General features: G+C 68.9%; 19 protein-coding genes. 11 read left to right on the forward strand and 8 right to left on the reverse strand.

The features are described 5' to 3' along the window. Positions 1-262: 262 nt before the first annotated feature. The 3 genes from JOY88_RS06990 to JOY88_RS07000 all read right to left on the reverse strand — a co-directional run bounded on the left by JOY88_RS06990 (position 263) and on the right by JOY88_RS07000 (position 6,114). The gene (locus JOY88_RS06990; protein ID WP_293501500.1) at positions 263-1,801 is read right to left on the reverse strand and encodes a tryptophan halogenase family protein; all 1,539 of its coding nucleotides are present in this window, start codon (positions 1,799-1,801) and stop codon (positions 263-265) included. Between the two features lie 7 nt (positions 1,802-1,808). Continuing rightward, positions 1,809-4,676, reverse strand: a complete 2,868-nt coding sequence (locus JOY88_RS06995) for a TonB-dependent receptor (RefSeq protein WP_293501502.1) — start codon at positions 4,674-4,676, stop codon at positions 1,809-1,811. A 388-nt stretch (positions 4,677-5,064) separates the two neighbouring features. Next, complete coding sequence (locus JOY88_RS07000; RefSeq protein ID WP_293501503.1) at positions 5,065-6,114, reverse strand: LacI family DNA-binding transcriptional regulator; 1,050 nt, start codon at positions 6,112-6,114, stop codon at positions 5,065-5,067. A gap of 357 nt (positions 6,115-6,471) precedes the next feature. Between JOY88_RS07000 and JOY88_RS07005 the strand changes: the two genes are divergently transcribed. From JOY88_RS07005 to JOY88_RS07020, 4 genes are all read left to right on the forward strand, one after another. Then, on the forward strand, positions 6,472-6,783 hold the full coding sequence (locus JOY88_RS07005; protein ID WP_293501505.1) for a hypothetical protein: 312 nt from the start codon (positions 6,472-6,474) through the stop codon (positions 6,781-6,783). A 131-nt stretch (positions 6,784-6,914) separates the two neighbouring features. Beyond that, entirely contained in the window at positions 6,915-7,277 is a 363-nt protein-coding gene (locus JOY88_RS07010; protein WP_293501507.1) for an ABC transporter permease family protein, read from the forward strand. 5 nt (positions 7,278-7,282) lie between these two features. Next, positions 7,283-8,620 carry a GH1 family beta-glucosidase gene (locus JOY88_RS07015; RefSeq protein ID WP_293501509.1) on the forward strand — a complete coding sequence of 446 codons (1,338 nt, stop codon included), beginning with the start codon at positions 7,283-7,285 and terminating at the stop codon, positions 8,618-8,620. A 34-nt stretch (positions 8,621-8,654) separates the two neighbouring features. Continuing rightward, positions 8,655-9,527 (forward strand): glycoside hydrolase family 16 protein, encoded by an 873-nt coding sequence (locus JOY88_RS07020; RefSeq protein ID WP_293501511.1) that lies wholly within the window; start codon positions 8,655-8,657, stop codon positions 9,525-9,527. Positions 9,528-9,727: 200 nt separating this feature from the next. Here JOY88_RS07020 and JOY88_RS07025 read toward each other — a convergent pair whose 3' ends face one another. From JOY88_RS07025 to JOY88_RS07035, 3 genes are all read right to left on the reverse strand, one after another. Further along, a complete protein-coding gene (locus tag JOY88_RS07025; RefSeq protein WP_293501513.1) occupies positions 9,728-10,810 on the reverse strand; it encodes a porin in 1,083 nt (360 codons plus the stop codon). Between the two features lie 306 nt (positions 10,811-11,116). Then, entirely contained in the window at positions 11,117-11,242 is a 126-nt protein-coding gene (locus JOY88_RS07030; RefSeq protein WP_293501515.1) for a hypothetical protein, read from the reverse strand. A 100-nt stretch (positions 11,243-11,342) separates the two neighbouring features. Further along, the gene (locus JOY88_RS07035) at positions 11,343-11,474 is read right to left on the reverse strand and encodes a hypothetical protein (protein WP_293501517.1); all 132 of its coding nucleotides are present in this window, start codon (positions 11,472-11,474) and stop codon (positions 11,343-11,345) included. Positions 11,475-11,782: 308 nt separating this feature from the next. Between JOY88_RS07035 and JOY88_RS07040 the strand changes: the two genes are divergently transcribed. Together JOY88_RS07040 and JOY88_RS07045 are read left to right on the forward strand one after the other, a co-directional pair. After that, positions 11,783-12,448: a response regulator transcription factor gene (locus JOY88_RS07040; RefSeq protein ID WP_293501519.1), complete on the forward strand. Its 666-nt coding sequence runs from the start codon at positions 11,783-11,785 to the stop codon at positions 12,446-12,448. Positions 12,449-12,450: 2 nt separating this feature from the next. Then, positions 12,451-13,830, forward strand: a complete 1,380-nt coding sequence (locus tag JOY88_RS07045) for a sensor histidine kinase (protein WP_293501532.1) — start codon at positions 12,451-12,453, stop codon at positions 13,828-13,830. Here the strand turns inward: JOY88_RS07045 and JOY88_RS07050 are convergent. Beyond that, complete coding sequence (locus tag JOY88_RS07050) at positions 13,821-14,735, reverse strand: LysR family transcriptional regulator (RefSeq protein ID WP_293501521.1); 915 nt, start codon at positions 14,733-14,735, stop codon at positions 13,821-13,823. The genes JOY88_RS07045 and JOY88_RS07050 overlap by 10 nt on opposite strands. Before the next feature lie 117 nt (positions 14,736-14,852). On the opposite strand from JOY88_RS07050, the gene JOY88_RS07055 reads away from it, so the two are divergent. From JOY88_RS07055 to JOY88_RS07070, 4 genes are read left to right on the forward strand one after another with little or no spacing between them, the layout of a single operon-like run. Continuing rightward, positions 14,853-15,584, forward strand: coding sequence for an SDR family oxidoreductase (locus tag JOY88_RS07055; protein WP_293501523.1), 732 nt, complete (start codon positions 14,853-14,855; stop codon positions 15,582-15,584). Positions 15,585-15,609: 25 nt separating this feature from the next. Continuing rightward, on the forward strand, positions 15,610-16,509 hold the full coding sequence (locus JOY88_RS07060) for an alpha/beta fold hydrolase (protein ID WP_293501525.1): 900 nt from the start codon (positions 15,610-15,612) through the stop codon (positions 16,507-16,509). 52 nt (positions 16,510-16,561) lie between these two features. Beyond that, complete coding sequence (locus JOY88_RS07065; protein ID WP_293501526.1) at positions 16,562-18,559, forward strand: molybdopterin-containing oxidoreductase family protein; 1,998 nt, start codon at positions 16,562-16,564, stop codon at positions 18,557-18,559. Continuing rightward, positions 18,556-19,581 (forward strand): aminopeptidase, encoded by a 1,026-nt coding sequence (locus JOY88_RS07070; protein ID WP_293501528.1) that lies wholly within the window; start codon positions 18,556-18,558, stop codon positions 19,579-19,581. Before JOY88_RS07065 ends, JOY88_RS07070 begins: the two co-directional genes overlap by 4 nt. Here JOY88_RS07070 and JOY88_RS07075 read toward each other — a convergent pair. Then, the gene (locus JOY88_RS07075) at positions 19,556-20,584 is read right to left on the reverse strand and encodes an NADP-dependent oxidoreductase (RefSeq protein ID WP_293501529.1); all 1,029 of its coding nucleotides are present in this window, start codon (positions 20,582-20,584) and stop codon (positions 19,556-19,558) included. The two genes, JOY88_RS07070 and JOY88_RS07075, sit on opposite strands and share 26 nt — an antisense overlap. Positions 20,585-20,707: 123 nt before the next feature. Here JOY88_RS07075 and JOY88_RS07080 point away from each other — a divergent pair, with 123 nt between their 5' ends. Beyond that, positions 20,708-21,244 (forward strand): GNAT family N-acetyltransferase, encoded by a 537-nt coding sequence (locus JOY88_RS07080; RefSeq protein WP_293501530.1) that lies wholly within the window; start codon positions 20,708-20,710, stop codon positions 21,242-21,244. Positions 21,245-21,699 lie beyond the last annotated feature (455 nt).

Raw genomic sequence — 21,699 nt, forward strand, 5'->3', positions numbered from 1 at the left:
GTGGGTGGGACCGGAAGGCTTGGCACCTTCCGAACACGGGCTAAGGTGCGCTCAGGTGTCGAGGCGGGCTTGGGGCGTGGGGGCGAGCTTCATGATGCGTGAATTGTCCTCAGGCCGGAAATCTGGGGTGCGGTGTGGGGATTTCAAGCCCGGGGGCCCGGTCAGGAAAGCGGCCGCTCTCGCGGCCTCGCCAAGTAGCGAACAAGGACGGCGCAACAACGCGCGAGCGCCGCCGAACCAGATGTTGTGCGTGGGGTAGGGCTCAGGACGGCTGGGGTGTCGATACGGTGGCGATGGCGCGCGCGGCGCAGTGTCGGTTGATGAAATCAGCATGGAGGGGCATGACCTGCACGCATCTACCCACCACCTGGCGCACGTTCTCCAGATAGGCAAGCACCTCGGCCTCCTCCGGCAGGTCGGCGAAGGGATGGTGGCCGCGCGGCATCAGGCCCTGGCCGATCAGGACCTGCAGCCAGCTCGACTCGGCGAACAACTCGTCGCTGCGGCGGTAGACCCGGCCGTTGGAGGCGAACAGCGCCATCTTGCGCGCCAGGCGCCCCGGCACCTCCATCTGGCGGCAGTGGTTCCAGAATGGCGAGTCGTCGCGCCGCGTGAGCTTGTAGTGCAGCACAAGGAAGTCGCGCACGTTGTCGAACTCCTCGCACGTCAGGACGTTGTACTCGTCGATGTCGGTGGCGTCGAAGCCGGCACTTGGGAAGAACTCAAGGATGCGCGCGATGGCCATGTGGACGAGGTGGATGCTGGTTGACTCCAGCGGCTCAAGGAAGCCGCTGGATAGCCCCACGGCCACGCAGTTGCCTATCCAGAAACGGCTCGCGCGGCCGGTGCGGAAGCTCAGGTGGCGCGGTGCTGCGGTGGGCTGGCCGTCCAGCCCGGCCAGCAGGATCGCCTCGGCCTGCTGGGCATCCATGAAGCGGCTGCTGTAGACATGGCCGTTGCCGGTGCGGTGCTGCAGCGGGATGCGCCACTGCCAGCCGGCCGTATGGGCGGTGGAGCGCGTCATCGGCAGCAGCGGGTCCGCGCGTTCGCAAGGCACGGCGATGGCGCGGTCGCAGGGCAGCCAGTGCGACCAGTCCTCGTAGCCGGCCTTCAGTGTCTGCCCGATCAGCAATGCGCGCATACCCGTGCAGTCGATGAAGAAGTCGCCCGTGATGCGCTCGCCGTTCTCCATGCGCAGGGCGGCGATGTGGCCGTTCTCGTGCTGCTCCACGAAGGCCACTTTGCCCTCAGTGCGGCGCACGCCGCGCTGCTCGGCGTAGTGGCGCAGGAAACGCGCATAGAGGCTGGCGTCGAAGTGGTAGGCGTGGGCGATCTCGGCCAGCGGCGAGCCGGACATGTCGGTCCGCGCGCGCATGAAGCGGGCCTCGCGCGGCGCTGCGGTGTTGATGGCGTACTCGCCCAGCGGCCGGGTCTTGCCCTGTTGCGCCATGCGCAGCCAGAACTGGTGGAAGGGCACGGTGTCCTCGGGCTGGCCGATGCGGCCGAAGCCGTGGACGTAGCGCTCGCCGACCGCACCCCAGTTGACGAACTCGATCCCCATCTTGAACGAACCTTGGGTGGCTCGGAGGAACTCATCCTCGTCGACGCCCAGTGCGCGGTTGAACTCGGTCAGGTTGGGGATGGAAGCCTCTCCCACACCAATGATGCCGATCTCGTCGGACTCCAACAGCCGGATCTGCACGCTGCCATCCAGCGCCTTGGCGAAGGCGGCAGCGCTCATCCAGCCGGCGGTGCCGCCGCCCACGACGACGACGCTGCGCACGGCGTTCACTGCGTTCATCTGCGCACTAGAACTTGTAGCTCAGGCCTACCGTGGTGGTGCGGCCGAAGTAGCGGATGTAGTTGGGCATCAGCGCCGTTTTGTCAGGGGCCTCGCCGCCCAGCGACTTGTAGTTCATCGTCGGCTTGTCGTAGACGTTGCCCACCTGCAGTGTCAGCCCCAGGCCCTTCATGGGGCCGTCCTCGAACGCGTAGCCGATCTGCATGTCGGCGACCTTGTCGGCGGCCTGCTGCAGCGTGGTGTTGTTGAGGAAGATGTCGCGCGTGGTGGCCGTGAACGGCGAGCGGTAGCGCTGGCTGAAGCGGGCTGAGAAACCGTCGCGCTCGTAGTACGCGGTCACGCTGTTGGAGCGGCCCGAGAGGCCGTTGAGGGGCACGTCGCGCGCGACGCTGACGGTCGGGTCTGGGCCTTGGTCCTTGATCGAGCTGCGCAGCTTGGAAGCGCTGACGATGACACCAAAGCCGTCGAGCGCCTTGGCAAGCAGGCCGCCCTCCAGCGCCGCAGCGAACTCTATGCCCTCCACCTTGCCGCCGTTGCCGTTGCGCGGCTGGATCATGGGCGCGATGGGCTTGGGCGTGACGCCCGGGGGCGCCACCTGCGGGAAGCCGGAGGCGTCCACGGCGGTCAGCTGGTTGTAGATGTAGCTGAGCAGGTTCTTGCGGAAGGCCGCCAGCGAGACATAGCTGCGCTTGCCGAAGTAGCGCTCTACCGACAAGTCCAGGCCAGCTGCGCGCCAGGGCTTGAGCTGAGGGTTGCCGGCATAGGCCGTGGTCCATTCGCCAGCATGCGGCGTGCCGGCCGCGTCCCCGTTTACGGCCGGCGTGCTGGTGCCGGCACGCATGTCCACGATGTTGGGGCGCACGATGGACGTTGCCAGCCCCAGGCGCGCGATCCAGTTGTTGCGGAAGTCGGCCACCAGATTGATGCTGGGCAGCACGTCGGTGTAGCTAGTGCCACCAGTGCGCTTGAACAGTAGGCGCCTATCCGGCATCTCGTCGTTGCCGCGGTACTCCCAGCCCTCTGAGTTCTGGCTGGCGTGAACGACCTGCAGGCCCAGGTTGCCGCGCAGGGATGCCCCCCAGACCTCGCTGTCGATGTCCAGCTTGGCGAAGGCGGTGCCGACCTTTTCGTGTACGTTGGAGTTGTTGGCCACCCACTTGCTGAACTGCCCCTCCTCCAGCGTGACGGCACCACTGGCCACCAACGTGGGCACGTCTACGCGCAACAGCTGCGGGATGCCGGCCCAGCTCATGTCGAAGGGTTGCTGCACCACTCCGGCGGGGATGGCACGGATGTACTCGCCGTTTGCATCCTTCTTCATCAGCAGTCGGTCTTCGTTCTTGGCCACGTCCTTGCCCCGCTGGGTGTAGTTCAGGCCCAGTGTGAGGTGGCTGAAGAAGCCATCCAGAGAGCGCTCCAGCGAGACTCGGGCGGACTTGATCTCGTCGCGGATCTCGGGGTGGCGGATGGCGCCCAGCCAGGCTTTGTTGGGCACCCAGTCCATGCCGGCCACGTCGCCGAAGGCCAGCTTGGCGGGGTTGGACAGCAGGTCGGCCTGCACCGGCGTGAAGGTCTGCGGGTCGCCGTTGGTCGGCACGTTCCAACGGTAGGCGCCGTAGGTCCAGGCCTTGTTGGCGTAGTCGTAGCTGCCGCCGTAAGCCTCCGCATAGCGCTCGGTGCGCTTGTCTCGCGAGTAACTCAGGTCGGTCACCGCCTTCCAGTTGTCGTTGAGCTTGAGACCGGTGTTCCAGCCCAGCGCGACGATGTCGTCGGTGCGCCGCGTGTCCATGCTGCCGATGTTGGCGACCAACTGCGAGATCGTGGCGCCCGTGGCGAAGGTGTTGTTGCCGATCTGCTGGGTGGTGATGTTGCTCATCGCGGGGGTGATTCCGGCCGACCAATTGCCGAACAGGCTCTGCTGCCACTTCCCCGCCACCTCGTGGGTCTTGAACTTAGAGTAGTAGAGGTCGACCTGCGAGTGCAGGTCGTCGCTGGGCTTGTACTCGACGACGGCCATCAGGCCGTCGCGCAGGTTCTTCTTGGTGGCGCCCTGAGCGGTCCAGTACATGGGCAACAAGGCTTGGCCGCCGCCCACCTTGGACGGCGCATTGCCGGTCAGTGGCAGGCCGTAGGGCGTGTAGTCCCCGTACTCCACCAGTTCGGTCTGCTTGGTCTGCGAGGGCGAGTCCAGCCGTGCGAAGCCCACCGCCACGCCCAGCGTGCGATTGGCGAACTGGTCCACATACGAGGCCGAGAAGCGCATGCCGGTGGCGCCGGTGACGCCCGGCACCATGGTGCCGTTGGAGTTGCGCTCGCCGCGCAGGCTCACCACCACCTGGCGGCCGCTCAGGTTCAACGGACGCAGGGTCTGGATGTTGACCGTGCCCGAAAGGCCCTGGCCGACCAGCGCGGCGTCGGGCGTCTTGTAGACGGTGGCGGCGTTGACCAGCTCGGCGGGGAATTGGTCATACTCGACGGCTCGGCTGTCGTTGGAGCTGACGATCTCGCGGCCGTTCAGCAACACGCCGGAGAACTCGGGCGAGAGGCCGCGGATCGAGATTACGTTGACGCGGCCGTCGGGGCCGCGCTGGCCGGTCAGGCCAGGCAGGCGGGCTAGCGACTCGGCGATGCTGACGTCGGGCAGCTTGCCGATGTCCTCGGCCGATATGGCTTCGACGATGGAGTCCGAGTTGCGCTTGGTCGCCACCGAGGTCTCGAGGCTGAAGCGAATGCCCGTCACCACCACGGTGTCGAGCTGCGCCTTCTCCTTGCTGGCGGCGGTCGTGGCCTGGGCTTGCGCCGCGGCGCCGGTGAACAGCAGGCCACTGGCGGCGGCCAGGGTTGTGAGGCGAAGGGCAGGGCGTGGCTGTCTCATTCACTTGTCTCCAGTTGTGGTCTTGTCGTGTGGCGTTCGGCGCTGATTTGAAAGCGCTTTCAAATATGAATTTCTGGCAGCGCTTTCAATCTAGGCAACACACTTGGTCCGCGCTTGGCCGGTGATGCAGGCCTGGCGATGACTGCCGCTCCCGTCGCTGTGTCCCGGGATCGCGCACCATGGAAAGCGCGTGCAGAAATGAAGGGTTCAGGTCCAGGCTCAGAAGCGGTAATCAGACAAAACGACTGAAAGCGCTTTCAGTGCATGATGCGTCGCCCTTCTAGGGGTGGCCACATGGTTTACCCGGGCCGAGCAACAGTCGCCGGCCGGGCGTGTTGGCCGGCTGCCTACAGCACGTGGTATCGGTCTTGTCGAAGAGGGGAAGGGCTCAGCGGTGCATGCGCCGCGTGCTCTCGCGCACGACCAGCTCCGGCCCAGGCAACTGAGCCCGGGGCTGGCCGCCGTGCAGCATTTCCAGCATGGCCGTCGCGGCCTCGACGCCGATCTCATACACCGACTGGCGCACGGTGGTCAGTGGCGGCATTGAATAACGCGCCATGATGAGGTCGTCAAAGCCGACCAGCGAGACGTCGTCCGGCACGCGCAGGTTGCGCCGGTGCAGGCCCAGGCGGGCGCCTATGGCCATCTGGTCGTTGGACGCGAACAGTGCCGTGAAGTGGGCGTCGCGCTCCAGCAGCCGCGTCACCGACAGCATGCCGCCGGCCTCGGTGTAGTCGCTCTGCACGATGAGGTTGGTATCGACAGCGATGCCGGCCGCGGCCAGTGCGTCGAAATAGCCGTTCTGGCGCTCGACGGCATCCTCATGCAGCAGGTCGCCGGCGACGAAGGCGATGCGGCGGTGGCCCTGGTCGATCAGATGCTGGGTGGCCAGGCGCGCGCCCTCCCGGTTGTCGAAGCTGAAGCTGAACAGCTGTGGCCCGGCCAGATGGCGGCCGACGACGACGACGGGGAGGCTGTCGGCGACCTTGGCCAGCTCGGCGTCGGAGACGCGGCCGGCCAGCACGATGACGCCGTCGACGCGGCGCGACAGCAGCGTCTCTATGGCCTTGCGCTCGTCGTCCTCATGCCAGTTGCCGGACACGAACAGCGGCACATAGCCGGCGCGCTCTAGTTCGCGCTCTATGCCCAGCAGTGCCTCGCCATAGAAGGGGCTGGAGATGATCTGCGTGACGACGCCCACGCTCAGCGTGCGCCCGCCCGCCAGGCCGCGGGCGACCGGGTTGGGCCGGAAGCCGAGCGACTGGATGGCGGCCTGCACGGCGTCCTTCTTGGCCTGGCTGACGGCGGCGGTGCCGTTCAGGATGCGAGACACCGTGCTGGGCGACACGCCGGCCTGCTCGGCCACCTGCTCCAGCGTGACGGCGCTGTCCGGACGATTTGAAGGCGCTTTCTTGGCGAGGGGCGGCTTGGCGTTCATCGGCGAAGGGCGGACATGACCGCGAGTGTAGGCGCCGACCACCGCCCATGCGCTCGGCACCGTGGGCCGCGTTCCTAGGGTTTGTGCTGCTGGGGCAGCACCCGGCTTGGCCCACAATTGTGAAATCGCTTTCAAAGACATGCCAGCCCATCCAGCCGTCACTCGTCGCCGCCTGCTCGCCGCCGCACTCGCTGGCGCTGCCAGCCTGGGCGAGGCTGGGGAGATCCCGCCGCTGACGGTGGGTGTCCCCCCGCTGTTGGACGTCATCGCCAAAGATCTGCTCGAGGACTGGCGCCAGCGCCTCCCGGCATCCGCGCCCAGGCCATCAACTGCCAGTACGACGACCACCACACCGCCATGACGACGGCGCTGCTCACCTCGGGTCAACTGCCCGACGGCGTCGCGCTGGAGGCCAGCTATCTGGGACGCCTCTTGCTCGGCGCCGGGCTGGAGGGGCCGTCCGCGCCGGCCGTCGGCGCGGAGCGCTTCAGAGACGCCTTCGCGCCCTTCGCCATCAACACGGCGCGCAACCGCCAGGGGCCCATCGTCGTGCTGCTCGGCGACGTCGGCTCCGGCTCGCCGTTCTGCCGCGCCGACCTCCTCGCGCAGGCCGGCCCGACGCGCTCCAGGGAGGACTATGTCGCGGCCGGCACCCGGCTCAAAGCGTGAACGGGCGCCTACCTGATCGGCGACGTGCTCCCGCTCAAGGACATCATCGTGCCTGCCGGCACGCCGTCCGGCGAGGGCCAGTTCTTCGACGACCGGGGGCGGGCGCGGCCAGCGCCTTCGGCATTTTCCTGATGCGACAGTTCGCAGTGCCCACTGCGCCGCGCGAGCTGCTCGGTGCCGCGTGCATCGACGGCGCCACTGAGCTCGCCGGCCACTGGCGCATCGCGCTGCCGTTGACGAGGCTGGCTCTGGGCGTGCAGGGTCCGATCACCTTCATCGGCTCGTGGAACAACGCCATGAATCCGCTCATCGTCATGCGAAGCGCCGAGAACTACACGCTGTCGCTGGCGCCGCGCAGTCTCCTCAGCTCCACCAGCACCGAGTGGGACGCGCTGATGGCCGAGTCGGTCATCTCGACGCTGCCCCTGCTGCTCCTCTTCGTCGTCTCGTCGCGCCAGATGGTCGCGGGCCCGACCGCCGATACCGTCAAGTAGTACCCATGCCTCAAGCCCCATTGCACTGCCAGTTCCCGCCCCACTTCGTCTGGGGCGTTGCCACCAGCAGCTTCCAGATCGAAGGCGCCGCTCATGCGGACGGCAAGGGCGAATCCGTCTGGGACCGCTTCTGCAAGCAGCCCGGTGCAATCGCCGATGCCAGCAACGGCGACATCGCCTGCGACCACTACAACCGCCTGGAGGAGGACCTGGACCTCATCGCGTCGCTGGGCGTCAACTGCTACCGCTTCTCCGTCGCCTGGCCGCGCGTCCAGCCGCTCGGACAGGGCAACTGGAATCCCAAGGGCCTGGACTTCTACGAGCGCCTCGTCGACGGCCTCAAGGCGCGTGGCATCCAGGCCTTCGCGACGCTCAATCATTGGGACCTGCCGCAGGGCTTGCAGGAGCGCGGCGGCTGGAACGAGCGCAACACGGTGCACCGCTTTGTCGACTACGCGCGCCATGTGCAGGCGCGTCTGGGCGACCGGCTGGACGGCCTCACGACGCACAACGAGCCCTGGGTCGTCGCCGTGCTGGGCCATGAACAGGGCAGCTTCGCGCCGGGCATCAAGAGCCGCGGCATCGCGGCCCAGGTCAGCCACCACCTGCTGCTCAGCCATGGCCTGGCGCTGCAGGCCCTGCGGGCCGACGGCGCGCGGAGCCCGCTGGGCATCGTGCTCAACCTGTCGTCCTGCGTGCCGGCCACGGCGATGCCGGCGGACATCGCCGCCGCCCGCATGGCCGACGCGCGTGGCCGGCGCTGGTATGCCGACCCGCTGTTCAAGGGCTGCTATCCCGACGAGGTGCTGGCGGAGCTGGGCGCGGACGCTCCCATCGTGCAGCCCGGCGATATGGCCGCCATCGAGCAGCCCATGGACTACCTCGGCGTCAACTACTACGCCCGCACCGTGGTCGCCGCCAGCGGCGCGGACTGGGATGCCCGGCAACGCGGCCTGCCCGTCACTGACATGGGCTGGGAGATCTATCCGCAAGGTCTGGCCGACCTGCTGTGCCTGTTGCACCGGGACTACCCCGGCCTGCCGCCCGTCTACGTGACCGAGAACGGCGGTGCGTTCAAGGACCAGGCTGTCGTCAACGGCCGCGTGCAGGACGACGACCGCATCGCCTACCTGCGCGAGCACATCGCTGCCGTGGCAAGCGCCCTGCAGCAGGGCGTTCCCATGGCCGGCTACATGGTCTGGAGCCTGATGGACAACTTCGAATGGGCCAGCGGCTACCAGAAGCGCTTCGGCATCGTGCACGTGGACTACCGGACGCTGGCCCGCACGCCCAAGGCCAGCGCCGACTGGTACCGCGACTTCCTCAAGGCCTGGCGAGGCTGAGCCATCGACAACTGCGACAACACAGGAGACATGCATGCACAAAGCTACCCCGCCTCCCCAACCCTGGCGCGGCTTGCTGCCCGTTCTCGCCGCGCTGCTGACTGCCTGCGGCGGCTCCGTCACGGCCGCCACGGCGCCTGCGACCTCGAACCGCTGGACCCTGGTCTGGAGCGACGAGTTCGACGGCGCAGCCGGCAGCGTGCCCAACCCCGCACACTGGAACCACGACCTCGGCAACGCCGAGAGCAGCGGCTGGGGCAACCATGAGTTCCAGTACTACACCGCAAATGCACGCAACGCCCAGCTGGACGGCGCCGGCATGCTGGTCATCACCGCCGAGAAGACCAGCAATCCCGGCCCCTGCTGGAACAGCAAGCCCTGCGAGTTCACCTCCGCCCGCATTCATACCCAAGGCAAGGTGGGCTTCACCCACGGCAAGGTCGAGGCGCGAATGAAGCTGCCGGCCGGCCAGGGTATCTGGCCCGCGTTCTGGGCCCTGGGCACCGACCTCGCGACGGCCGGCTGGCCCAGGTCCGGCGAGATCGACATCATGGAGTTCGTCGGCAAGACGCCCAACACGACCTACGGCACGCTGCACGGCCCCGGCTATTCCGGCGCACAGGGCATCGCCAAGCCGCGCGAGTTCGGCGCCCCTGTGGCCAGCGACTTCCACACCTACACCATCATCAAGCGGCCCAACGAGATCGTCTGGCAGGTCGACGGTGTCGAGTTTCACCGCCTGACGCCCGCGCAGTTGCCGGCCGGCGGCACCTGGGTCTTCGAGAAACCGTTCTTCGTCATTCTCAACCTCGCCATCGGCGGTGACTGGCCCGGCGCGCCGGATGCGACGACGCCACTGCCGGCGCGCATGCTCGTGGATTGGGTGCGCATCTACAAGGAAGAGTGAGCACCGGGTCGCCGCGCGCGGCTTTCCCGGAGATCGGTGATGAACCGAAAAAAAGCCCACCCCTTGCAGGGCGGGCCAAGAGGGCGCGGCGGGATCTCCGCGCACCTGGGAGGAAAGCTGGCGGCCATACCGCGCGCTGGCGGGCGGCACGGCCTTCGATCGGTGTCGGACAAGCGATTGGGCTTGCCCTCGATCCGATCTCAGAAGCTGTGGCGGATGCCGGCCACGACCTCGGTGAGGTTGCGATCGTTTGCGTCGATCAGGCCCACCGGGATGGTTCCGGCCGCGCGGCTGACATAGCCCACGCCGTCGTTCTTGAAGCGCGTCACCGAGCTGTACAGCGCGGTGCGCTTGGACAGGTCGTATTGGTAGCCCACGCCGAAGGCCTGCGTCTTGCCGTCGGCCAGCGCGCCGGCGTTCTTGCTCTCCACGTACTGGCCCTTGAAAAGGTGCTGGCCCATCCGGTAGCTGGCACCCAGCCAGTAGCCCTTGCCGTCACGGTCGGCCATGCTGCGGTCGTTGACCTGCATCGCGCCGGCGTTGAAGCGGGCGTTGCCCCAGTCGTAAGCCGCCGCGGCCGACACTGTGCGCACATTGCGGCCCAGCGCGTCGGCCTTGTCGTCCACGAGCGAGACCATCGCGTCGAAGTCATGGCCGGTGTAGCGGCCGTACAGGTCGGCAACGCGGTTGCCCCTGGTGTTGCCCGTCACCTCGCCCAGGCCCCACAGCGCGCCGGCGCTGAAGCCGCCGTAGTTGATGCTCTCCAGCTTCACCGAGTTGTTGACCCGTGCCGGGCCGCCGTTGCCGGTGGCGGAGTTGTCGCTGCCGCGTACCGGCTCATAGCCACCGAAGCCGCCGATCACGGCGGTGCTGGCGCCGGTGCCGACGTTGGAGAACTGGCTGAACTCGTTGGTCAGCGTGTAGATGCTGCCGTACTGACGGCCCAGCGAGACCTTGCCGTAGGGAGTGCCCAGTCCGACGAAGGCCTGGCGGCCCCAGAAGCTGTTCTGGCCATAGCTGCCGTCGTCGACGTTGATGCCCGACTCCAGCGTGAAGAAAGCGCTCAGCCCCCCGCCCAGGTCTTCGCTGCCGCGCAGGCCGAAGCGCGAGCCAGACAGGCCGCCGGACTGCACGCGGGTCTGGCGTGCCGCGCCGTCAAGCACCTGCACGTTGGCGTCAAGCGTGCCATAAAGCGTCACCTGCGGGCCCGGCGACGACTGGGCGAACGCGGCGGAGCCGGCGGCCAGGGCCAGCGTGGAGAGGGCAAGGGTCTTGTAGTTCATGGTCTGGTCTTTCGATGGCTGTCGGGTCACCGATGGGCGACCCCTGATGTGCCGGCGACCGCTGGGCGCCTCGCACAACCAGGCACATCGGGCCCCGGGTCGCGCTCAAAAGACCGGGATGCTGGAATGGACTGTTGCGGATTCGGCCGCAATCGCCGCCCGCGCGGGCGCAAGAATGTGCGCAAGCGCGCATCGCGCGCAGGGGATACGGCCCCGCCCCGGGAGGCCGTCGTCCTATTACGCCTGTGACGTCGAACCACAGCGTCTTGACTGCATCGAAGCCCAGGCCGACCTTCGCGCCGTCCGTCACCGCCGGCGCCCCGGCGGCACGGCCGCGAGGGTGGTGCGGGCGCGGGTCATCCAGACAACATGCTGGTTGCCTAGCGGCTCGACGAACTGGATGCTGAGGTCCTGGGCGTGGGCATGGGTCAAGGGGGCGCCTGGTGTTGTCGGTGTCCTGCAAGATCTGGGTGAGCGTCTGCTGCGCGGCCTGCGCGGGAATGTCGCGGTTCAAATGGTTGCTAACAGCTCTTTAGAGCGCATCAAGCTGCTCCGGCGTGACCAGCATTTCAGTGCGTCCCACCGGCCGGTCGGCGTCGCGCAGGGCGGCGGCGGCGTGCCGGGTGCAGGGGGCCAGCGCGCGGTCATCGAGATCGGTGCGCACGGGCACCGAGCCCTTGCGGGCGCTGAAGGCGAGCTGGGTGGTAGCCGCCGTCGCGACGCGTGCGAGCAGGCGCTGGGCGGGTAGGGCATTGCCGTCCCGGTCCTTGGGAAAACCAGCACGTCACTGCCCGCCCGCAGCGCGGTAGGCCTCGGCCAGCGCCTGCATGGCCGCCGCAAGGACGCGGGCGCGGCGCATGCGGCATCATTACGGATGATTAATGATATTAATATCTTGTTAACAGCGAGGGCAGGAGTCGCCGCACCGCGGCCCGTTGTCCCAGGGCGAACAGGCCCTACAGTGTGGTTCTCATGAACCTGCTGCTCGCCGAAGACGACGCCCTGCTGGCCGATGCGCTGCAGCAGCAGTTGCTTAACGCCTCGTTCAAGGTCGAATGGGCCGAGAACGGTGCCGTGGCCGAGTACCTGCTGCGCAGGCAGGACTTCGACGTCGCCATCCTGGACCTGGGCCTGCCGCTGGTGGATGGCCTGACCGTGCTGAAGCGCGTGCGCGAGGCCGGCCGCTCGCTGCCCATCCTTGTGTTGACGGCGCTGGACGCGCTGGAGCACCGCGTGGCCGGCCTGCGAGCCGGCGCCGACGACTATCTGACCAAGCCCTTCGACTTCCCCGAGCTGGAAGCGCGGCTGCACGCGCTGATGCGCCGCGGCCGCCCAGCTACGCAGACCCAGCAACTGCGCCGCCTCACGCTGGACCGCGCCGCCCGCCGCGCCAGCGTCGGCGGCGAACCGCTGGAGCTGAGCCCTCGCGAGTGGACGCTGCTCGACCTGCTGCTGCGCGAGCGCGACCGGGTCGTCAGCAAGCTGCAGATCGTCGAGGCCTGGGGCGGCGAGGACGGCGCCGGAGGCGGTTCCATCGAGGTCTACATCCACCGCCTGCGCCGCAAGCTCGAAGGCTCGGGCCTCGCCGTGCGCACGGTGCGCGGCCTGGGCTATCTGCTCGAAGCCATGGGATCGTGAGCATGCCGGCCGGCCGCTCGCTGCACCGGCAACTGCTGTTGTGGCTGCTGCTGCCGCAGATCGTGCTCTGGGTCGTCGCGGCCTTCGGCGCCTACCGCCTCGCCAGCCGCCATGCCGACGAGCTGGCGGACGCCAGCCTGCTGCAGGCTGCGCGCGCGCTGGCGCGCCAGATCAAGCCCACGGCCAGCGGCCTGTTCGTGGACCTGCCGCGCTCGGCCCAGGACATCCTGGCCGCCGACCCCGAGGACCGCGTCACGTACATGGTCAGCTCGCCGCCGGGCCAACTGCTGCTGGGCGACGCGCGCTTGCCGCCGCCACCCGGCACGCCGAGGCTGAACGAGCCGGTGTTCTTCGACGCCACCCTGCCTGAGGCGATGCGCGTCGTGTCGCTGGATCTGCACCTCGGCGCCGCCGGCGCGGCGGATTCGACGCTGCGCGTTCAGGTAGCTCGCTCCAGCGCGCCACGCGAGCTGCTGGCACGGCGGATGCTGTTGGACACGGCCTTGCCGCTGTCGCTGTTGATTGCGCTGATGAGCATGGTCGTCTGGACCGGTATCCGCCGCGGGCTGAGGCCGCTGGCCGAGCTGCAGCAGCAGGTGGAGGGCCGCCGCGCCGACGCGCTGGACCCGGTGCAGTTGCGTGCCGCGCCGCCCGAGGTCGGCGCGCTGGCCGGGGCTGTCAACGAACTTCTGGGCCAGGTGCAGCAGAACCTCGCCACGCAGCGCCGCTTCATCAGCGATGCAGCCCATCAGCTGCGCACGCCGCTGGCGGGGCTGAAGGGCCAGACGGAACTGGCGCTGGCCGCAACCACCGATCCGGCCCTGCGCCAGCGCCTGCAGCGCGTGCACGAGAGTGCCCAGCGCGGTGCCCGCCTGGTGTCGCAGCTGCTGGTGCTGGCCCGCGCCGAGCCTGAGGCCGTCGCGGCCCAGGGCTGGGCCAGCGTGGATTGCGCCCGCCTCGTGCACGAGGTGACGGCCGACTGGGTGCCACGTGCGCTGGCGGCGGGCTGCGACCTGGGCGTGGACGTCGCCGACGGGAATGCGAGCGTGCAGGGCGCCGAGTTGCTGCTGTGCGAGGCCCTGGTCAACCTCATTGACAACGCGCTGCGCTACGCCGGCGAGGGCGCGACCATCACCGTGAGGCTGCGCCGTTCGGGCGACGACCTGTGGCTGGACGTCGAGGACGACGGCCCTGGTCTCGCGCCCGAATTGCGCGAGCGCGCCTTCGAGCGCTTCGTGCGCGGCGCGACGACGGGGGACGGCTGCGGCCTGGGCCTGGCCATCGTTCGCGAGATCGCCGAGCGGCATGGCGGTAGCGCCCAGCTGCTGTCAGCCGAGCCGCATGGCTGTATCGCGCGGCTGACGCTGCCGCTTCAGGCGTAGGCGTCGACGCCGTCGACGAGGCGCTGGCACAGCAGCGCGTCGCCCAGTCGTTCCAGCCACCAGGCCAGCGCGCGGCCGTCGCCGGCGCGCCAGCCGAGGTAGAGCCTGTTGGGCTCGCGTGGCACGGCCACCGGCATGGCGACGAGCTCGCCGCGCCGCAGCAATGAGGCGACTCGCGCCTCGGGCAGCCAGCCCACGCCCAGGCCCGCGCGCTGGGCGGCGATCTTGGCCGCCATGCTGGGCACGGCCAGCGTGGTCTGGCCGGCGCCGTGTCCGTAGGCGCGGCCATCGCCACGGCGCGACGTGTCGGCCACGACGACGGCGCGCTGCGCCCCCATCTGCTCGGCGCTCAGCGGCGCCTTGGCCTTGGCCAACGGGTGGCGCGGCGCGACGGCATAGACCCAGCGCATCTCGCCCAGTTCGCGCCATTGCAGGCCGACCAGGGCGGGCGGCTCGTTGGTCGCGCCGATGACGAGGTCGGCGCGGCCCTCGGCCAGTGCCTCCCAGGTGCCGCCCAGCACCTCGTGCGTGAGGCGCAGGCTGACACCCGATTCCAGCGCATCGAAGTCGCGGATCAGCGGCAGCATCGACTCGAACTCGATGATCTCGTCGCTGACGATGTGCAGCCTGTCTTCCCAGCCCCGGGCCACCTGCGTGACGCGACGTGTCAGGCGCTGCATGTCGTCGCGCAGGCGCGTGGCCTCTCGCACCAGCAGCGTGCCGGCGGCGGTGAGCTGAAGCCGGTAGCGGCGTCGGTCGAACAGCAGCGCGTCGAAGCGCCCCTCGATCTGGCGCAGCGTGTACGACACCGTGGACGGCGCCTTGCCCAGCCGGGCCGCTGCGCGCGACAGGCTGCCGCTGTCGCGGATGGCCTCCATCAGCTGGATTTCGTCGTCGCTGAGCATGATGTTCGAAAGCCTTGCACGAGTCGGCCAACGCGGCCGGACGTCAAACGGGACACCGGAGCCGAGTATCGAGTCCACGGCAAGCAAGCCGCGCAACCCGAACGAAAGGAATCCACCATGTCCTCCCGCTTCACGAACAAGACCGTCCTCGTCACCGGCGGCACCTCCGGCATTGGCTTGGCAGCAGCCCGCGCCTTCAGGGCCGAGGGCGCCCATGTCATCGTGACGGCCCGCCCGGGCAAGACCCACGACACGGACTTCGAGCTGCTGCCGCTGGACGCCGCCGACCTGACCGGCGCCCGCGCCCTGGGCGCCCGGCTCGCCGACGCCGGGCGCAAGCTCGACGCCGTCTTCGTCAATGCCGGCATCGCCGAGTTCGCCTCGCTGGCCGACGCCAGCGAAGACCTTTGGGACCGTACGTTCGCCACCAATGCCAAGGGGGCCTTCTTCCTGATCCAGGCGCTGCGCCCGGTGCTGGCACCGGGCGCGTCCATCGTGCTGAACGGCTCCATCAACGCCCACATCGGCATGCCCAACTCGGCCATCTACGCTGCCAGCAAGGCCGCGCTGATCTCGCTGGCCAAGACGCTGTCGGCCGAGCTGCTGCCCCAGGGCGCACGCGTCAACGTCGTCAGCCCAGGCCCGGTGGCGACGCCGCTGTACGGCAAGCTGGGCTTCGACGCCGATACGCTGACGCAGGTCGCCGCGCAGATCCAGGGTCAGATCCCGCTGGGCCGCTTCGGCACACCCGAGGAGATCGCGTCCACCGTGCTGCACCTCAGCGCACCGGAGTCGGCCTTCATCGTCGGCAGCGAGATCGTCGTTGACGGCGGCATGAGCCAACTCTGAAACCCATCAAGCCGGGAGACCCATCATGAAACGATTCATTACCGCCCTGGCCGGCCTGCTGCTCGCCGTTGGCGTGCATGCCGCCGGCATCCAAGACCGCAGCGCCACTGCGAACGGCGTGCAGCTGCACTATCTGCAGGCCGGCAGCGGTCCCGAGACGCCCGTCGTACTGCTGCATGGCTACACCGAGACCAGCCATATGTGGCGGCCGCTGATGGACAGGCTGGCCGACCGCCGCGTCGTCATTGCGCCCGATCTGCGCGGCGCAGGCGGCTCGGCCAGGCCGGACGGGGGCTACGACAAGAAGACGCTGGCGCAGGACGTGCACGCCCTCGTCGAGGGCCTGGGCATCCACAAGGTCAAGATCGTCGGCCACGACATCGGCCTGATGGTGGCTTATGCCTATGCGGCCCAGTATCCGGACGAGGTCGAGAGCATCGTGCTGATGGACGCCTTCCTGCCCGGCGTGGGCGACTGGAAGAACGTCTGGCTGCTGCGCGACCTGTGGCATTTCCACTTCCATGGCGAGACGGCGCTGCAGCTGGTGGCGGGCCGCGAGCGCATCTACTTCGAGCACTTCTGGAACGACTTCGCGGCGGACCGCGCGCATTCGCTGTCCGAGGCGGACCGGCAGTTCTACACGGCGGCCTATGCCCAGCCGGGTGGCATGAAGGCTGGCTTCGGCTACTTCAAGGCCTTCGAGCAGGATGCGGCGGACTTCGCCGGCTTTGCCAGGGTCAAGCTGCAGCAGCCCATGCTGGTGCTGACGGGCGAGAAGGCGTCGGGCAACTTCCTGATCGAGCAGGCCAGGCTGGTGGATGCCAAGGTCGAAGGGGTCATCATCCGCGGCTCGGGTCACTGGCTGATGGAGGAGGCGCCGGAGCAAACCATCCCGCGGCTGGTGGACTTCCTGAACCGTCGCTGAGCGGGGCGGCGCGGCTTGAGACAATCGTGGCCCAGCTTGAACCGCGATTGCCATGACCACCCGCACCGTCTTCGGCGCCTGCCCCCATGACTGCCCCGACACCTGCGCGCTGCAGATCACCGTCGAGAACGAGCGCGTCATCAAGGTGCAGGGCCGGGCAGAGCATCCCAGCACCCATGGCGCGCTGTGCACCAAGGTGTCGCGCTATGCCGAGCGCACCTACCACGCCGAGCGGCTGCTGCACCCGCTCAAGCGCATCAGCGGCAAGACCGAGGCGCCGCGCTTCGTGCGCGTGAGCTGGGCCGAAGCCATCGCCGACATCGCCGCGCGGCTGAAGGCGGTCAAGGATCCGCAGTGCATCCAGCCCTACAGCTATGCCGGCACCATGGGGCTGATCCAGGGCGAGGCCATGGCCGGCCGGCTGTGGAACGCGCTGGGCGCGGCGCGCCTGGACCGCACCATCTGCGCCTCCGCCGGCGGCGCCGGCCTGGCCGCCACCTATGGTCACAAGCTGGGCATGCACACTCGCCACTTCGCCGGCGCCAAGCTCATCATCATCTGGGGCAGCAACAGCATCGCGTCCAACCTGCATTTCTGGACCTATGCCAATCAGGCCAAGCGCGATGGTGCCAGGCTGGTCTGCATCGACCCGCGCAAGACCGAGACGGCCGACAAATGCCACCAGCACATCGCCGTGCTGCCCGGCACCGACGGCGCGCTGGCGCTGGGCCTGATGCATGAGCTGATCAAGAACGACTGGCTGGACCGCGACTACATCGACCACCATGTCGACGGCTGGGACGAGCTGCGTGGGAAGGCCCTGGCCTGGCCTCCCGAGCGCGTCGCCGAGGTCTGCGGCATCACGGCCGATGAGGTGCGCGGCCTGGCTCGCGACTACGGCACCACCCAACCCGCTGCCATCCGCATGAACTACGGCCTGCAGCGCGTGCGTGGCGGCGGCAACGCGGTGCGCCTGATCGCGCTGCTGCCCTGCCTGACCGGCGCCTGGCGCCACGAGAGCGGCGGCGCGCTGCTGTCCGCCTCCGGCTGGAACGCGCCCTACAAGAGCCCCAACCTGGAACGCCCCGACTTGCTGGCCGGCCGCCAGCCGCGCATGGTCAACATGAGCACCATAGGCGACGCGCTGCTGCGGGCCGACCCGCCCATCGAGGCCCTCATCGTCTACAACAGCAACCCGGTGGCGGTGGCGCCCGAGTCGCCCAAGGTCGTCAAGGGCTTCCAGCGGGAGGACTTGTTCACCGTCGTGCTGGAGCATTTCATGACCGACACGGCCGACCTGGCCGACTATGTGCTGCCGGCCACGACCCAGCTCGAGCACCTGGACGTGCACACCTCCTACGGCCACACCGACGTGCTGATGAATCAGCCGGCCGTTGCGCCGCTGGGCGAGGCCAAGACCAACACGCAGATCTTCCGTGAGCTCGCCGCGGCAATGGGCCTGACCCACCCCTGCCTCAGCGAGACCGACGAGGAGCTGGCCGCCCAGGCCTTCACGCCCGACATAGACCTGGAACTGCTGCGCACCCAGGGCTGGCAGGCGCTGCCCATCCCCGAGGCGCCGTTCGCCAACGGCGGCTTCCGCACCCCCAACGGCCGCGCCCAGGCCGCGGGCGCGGACTATGTGCCCAACTACGAGAGCGCGCAGGCCGCGCCCGAACTGGCCGCGCGCTACCCGCTGGCCATGATCTCGCCGCCGGCGCGCAACTTCCTGAACAGCAGTTTTGTGAACGTGAAGAGCTTGCGCGACATCGAGGGAGAGCCCCTCATCGAGATGCATGCCGGCGACGCCGCCGCCCGCGGTCTGGCCGACGGCACGCTGGTGGCAGCCTTCAACGATCGCGGCCGCTACGTTGCCAGGCTCAAGGTCAGCAAGCGCGCGAGGCCCGGCGTCGTCAATGGGTTGGGCGTGTGGTGGCGCAAGCTGGGCGTGCAAGGCAGCAACGTCAACGAGGTCACGCACCAGCGCCTGACCGACATGGGCAACGCGCCGACCTTCTACGACTGCCTGGTCGAGGTGGAAGCGGCTTGATCCGCATCCTGCTGCTGGCGGCGGCCCTGCTGATCCTGAGCGGCTGCAGCGCCGTCAGCCACTGGAGCCAGGCTGCGGGCGGCCATCTTGGCATCATGCGTGCGGCCCGGCCCGTCACCGACTGGCTGGCCGACCCGGACACCCCGCCCGAACTGGCACGGCGGCTGAGGCTGTCGCAGCAGATGCGCGACTTCGCCACCGCGCGGCTGGCCCTGCCCGACAACAACAGCTACCGCCGCTACGCCGACCTGCACCGCCCGGCCGTCGTCTGGAACCTCGTCGCGGCGCCCGAGTTCGGCTTCCAGCTCAAGACCTGGTGCTATCCCATCATGGGCTGCGCCGGCTACCAGGGCTGGTTCGACCGCCAAGCCGCTGAAGCCCATGCCGAAGCGCTGAGGACCGAGGGCTGGGAGGTGCAGGTGCAGCCCATCCCGGCCTATTCGACGCTGGGCTGGAGCCGGTTGCTTGGCGGTGATCCGTTGCTGAACACCTTTATCCGCTACCCCGAGGGCGAGCTGGCGGCCATGATCTTCCACGAACTGGCCCATCAGCGCGTCTACGTCGCCGATGACACCGGCTTCAACGAGGCCTACGCCAGCATGGTGGAGCTGCTGGGCGCGCGCGAATGGCTTGCGGCCAAGCCCGAGGCGCTGGCCGCGTTCGAGGCTGGCCGCGCGCAGCGCGCGCGCTTCCTCACGCTGGCGCGGGAAGGGCGTGACCGCCTCAAGGCCATCTACGCCGGCCCTGCCGAGTCACGCGCGGCGGCCAAGGCCGCCGTCATGGCTGAGCTGCGCGAGCGCGCGCCGCGCGAGGCGCCGGGCTGGGAGGCCTGGTTCCAGCGCGCCAACAACGCCAGCTTCGCCATCCTGTCGGCCTACGACGAGCTGGTGCCGGCCTTCGAGCGCCTGTTCGACTGCGAGGGCCGCAGTTGGCCCGGCTTCCATGCCGCCGTCGAGGCGCTGAAGCCACTGGCGCCGGCCGCGCGCCGCGCCGCGCTCAGCGTGTGTCACCCGGCATCGTGATGACGATCTTGCCCTTGGCATGGCCGGCCTCCAATCGCGCCATCGCCTCGGCGATGCGTTCCAGCGGATAGACGCTGTCGATGACGGGCTTGAGCACGCCTGCTTCCACCAGCGCAGCCAGCTCGGCCAGCTCCGCGCCGCTGGGGTGCATGAACAGGTAGCGGTAGTGCACGCCATGCCGGCGTGCGAGGCGCCGCAACGACAGGCTGGCGAGCCAGAACAGCGCCTGCAGCGCCGGGCCGCGGCCCAGGTCGCGCGCGGCCGTCTGCGGTTCCGGCATGCCAGCCACCGACACGACGGTGGCGCCCGGCTTCAGCAGCGCGAAGCTCTGCCGCAAGGTGTCGCCGCCTATCAGATCGAAGGCACCGTCCAGGCCGCTCAACATGTCGCCGGGGCGTTGGCGCGTGTAATCCACGACGATGTCCGCGCCAAGCCGCCGCACGAGCGCCTCACCGCGCGGCGAGGCCGTCGTCGCGACCTCGGCGCCCAGATGCTTTGCCAGCTGGATCGCGAAGCCGCCCACGCCTCCCGCGCCACCGGAGATGAAGATGCGCTGGCCGGGCGCCACGCGCAACTCGTCGCGCAACGCCTGCAGTGCGGTCAGCCCGGCCAGCGGCACGGCAGCGGCGGTGGCGAAGTCCAGCGCCGCCGGCAGTGGCGCCGCATGCCGGGCCTCGACGACGGCGAACTCCGCGAACGCGCCCATCGCGTCCTTGGCCACGCGGGCGAAGACGCGGTCGCCGGTCGCGAAGCCGCGCACCTCGGCGCCGCAGGCCAACACTTCGCCAGCCAGCTCGTTGCCCATCACGGCGGGCAGGCGATAGCGCTGCACGATGCGCAGCTCGCCGCTGCGGGTCTTGAAATCCACCGGGTTCAGGCCGGCCGCGCGCACGCGCACCAGCAGCTGCTGCGGCGACGGCACGGGCACCGGCATCGGGGCCAGCGCAGTGACCTCGGGGCCGCCATAGGCACGCATTACATAGGCTTGCATCGGTTCGGGCATGGCGGGGTCTCGTAGGCGGCTGTGAGACCCTCAAGGTTAAGGGCCAGCATGGCTTGAATGTCGAGTGAGGGCGCGACAGGCGGCGCCTGGCCGCTACATTCGGAGCCTTGCCTGGAGCCTGCGATGAGTCTGACCCTGCGCCGTGCCCGACCTGATGACGCCGCCGCCCTGGCGGCGCAGCTGAGCGATCCCGACGTGTTCCCGGACCTGCTGCAACTGCCCCATGCCAACGTGGAGGCCTGGCAGCAGCGGCTTGCCGCTCCGGCCGTGGCCGGCTCACCGGAGCTGCTGCTGGTTGCCGAGCGCGATGGCCAGCTGCTGGGCAACGCGGGTCTGCATCCGGCGGGGGTGCAGCTGCGCCGCCGCCACGTGATGATGCTGGGCATCGCGGTCGCCCCCGACGCGCGTGGCCGGGGCGTGGGTGGCGCGCTGATGGCCGCGCTGCTGGACTATGCGGACAACTGGGCCCAGGCGCTGCGCATCGAGTTGACGGTCTATCACGACAACCAGCGTGCCATCCGGCTCTACGAGCGGCATGGCTTCGAGCACGAGGGGCGGCTCAAGGCCTATGCGCTGCGCAATGGCGTCTACGAGGATGTGGTGGCGATGGCGAGGCTGCATCCGCGGCAGCCGTTGGTGAGGGCTTCACCGGCTCAATGAGTCGCCGAAGGAATCGAGAGGCGCTACGGCTTTAAGCGATCCTGCCAGCCAAGGCCCAAGGCGGCTGCCGCGCCGAGTGTTGCGTAGATTGGCCATGTGGGCGGGCTGCCTGGCAGTGCCAGCCCGTACACGATGGTGAGCACAAGCGCGCCAAGCCCGACGGATGCCGTGGGTCGCCATAGCCAGGACGATGGGTAGCCCACCAGAGCCAAGGCAGCGATGACGCGGTGGCGAAGCATGGGCGGCGCTTCAGCCCATCAGGGCAGCGGCTGCCCCCGCGCCGTCACATACAGCCGGTACCACTCGTCCCGGCTCAGAGCCTGAGAAGCATTTGATTGCCGTTAGCCGAGTGGCCGGCGAGCCATGGGATGCAGTTGCCCGCGATGTGCTGGCGGATTCGGGTGATCGGGGTCGGCGCAGGGCCTACAGGGGCCGCCCCGCGGGCCTTCGGGGCG

The organism is Roseateles sp., from assembly GCF_019237615.1.
Lineage (GTDB): Bacteria > Pseudomonadota > Gammaproteobacteria > Burkholderiales > Burkholderiaceae_C > Pelomonas.

Coding starts and splice junctions, on each gene's coding strand:
- JOY88_RS06990 (WP_293501500.1), bottom strand. CDS start 1,801: ATGAACGCAGTGAACGCCGTGCGCAGCGTCGTCGTCGTGGGCGGCGGC.
- JOY88_RS06995 (WP_293501502.1), bottom strand. CDS start 4,676: ATGAGACAGCCACGCCCTGCCCTTCGCCTCACAACCCTGGCCGCCGCC.
- JOY88_RS07000 (WP_293501503.1), bottom strand. CDS start 6,114: ATGAACGCCAAGCCGCCCCTCGCCAAGAAAGCGCCTTCAAATCGTCCG.
- JOY88_RS07005 (WP_293501505.1), top strand. CDS start 6,472: ATGACGACGGCGCTGCTCACCTCGGGTCAACTGCCCGACGGCGTCGCG.
- JOY88_RS07010 (WP_293501507.1), top strand. CDS start 6,915: ATGCGACAGTTCGCAGTGCCCACTGCGCCGCGCGAGCTGCTCGGTGCC.
- JOY88_RS07015 (WP_293501509.1), top strand. CDS start 7,283: ATGCCTCAAGCCCCATTGCACTGCCAGTTCCCGCCCCACTTCGTCTGG.
- JOY88_RS07020 (WP_293501511.1), top strand. CDS start 8,655: ATGCACAAAGCTACCCCGCCTCCCCAACCCTGGCGCGGCTTGCTGCCC.
- JOY88_RS07025 (WP_293501513.1), bottom strand. CDS start 10,810: ATGAACTACAAGACCCTTGCCCTCTCCACGCTGGCCCTGGCCGCCGGC.
- JOY88_RS07040 (WP_293501519.1), top strand. CDS start 11,783: ATGAACCTGCTGCTCGCCGAAGACGACGCCCTGCTGGCCGATGCGCTG.
- JOY88_RS07045 (WP_293501532.1), top strand. CDS start 12,451: ATGCCGGCCGGCCGCTCGCTGCACCGGCAACTGCTGTTGTGGCTGCTG.
- JOY88_RS07050 (WP_293501521.1), bottom strand. CDS start 14,735: ATGCTCAGCGACGACGAAATCCAGCTGATGGAGGCCATCCGCGACAGC.
- JOY88_RS07055 (WP_293501523.1), top strand. CDS start 14,853: ATGTCCTCCCGCTTCACGAACAAGACCGTCCTCGTCACCGGCGGCACC.
- JOY88_RS07060 (WP_293501525.1), top strand. CDS start 15,610: ATGAAACGATTCATTACCGCCCTGGCCGGCCTGCTGCTCGCCGTTGGC.
- JOY88_RS07065 (WP_293501526.1), top strand. CDS start 16,562: ATGACCACCCGCACCGTCTTCGGCGCCTGCCCCCATGACTGCCCCGAC.
- JOY88_RS07075 (WP_293501529.1), bottom strand. CDS start 20,584: ATGCCCGAACCGATGCAAGCCTATGTAATGCGTGCCTATGGCGGCCCC.
- JOY88_RS07080 (WP_293501530.1), top strand. CDS start 20,708: ATGAGTCTGACCCTGCGCCGTGCCCGACCTGATGACGCCGCCGCCCTG.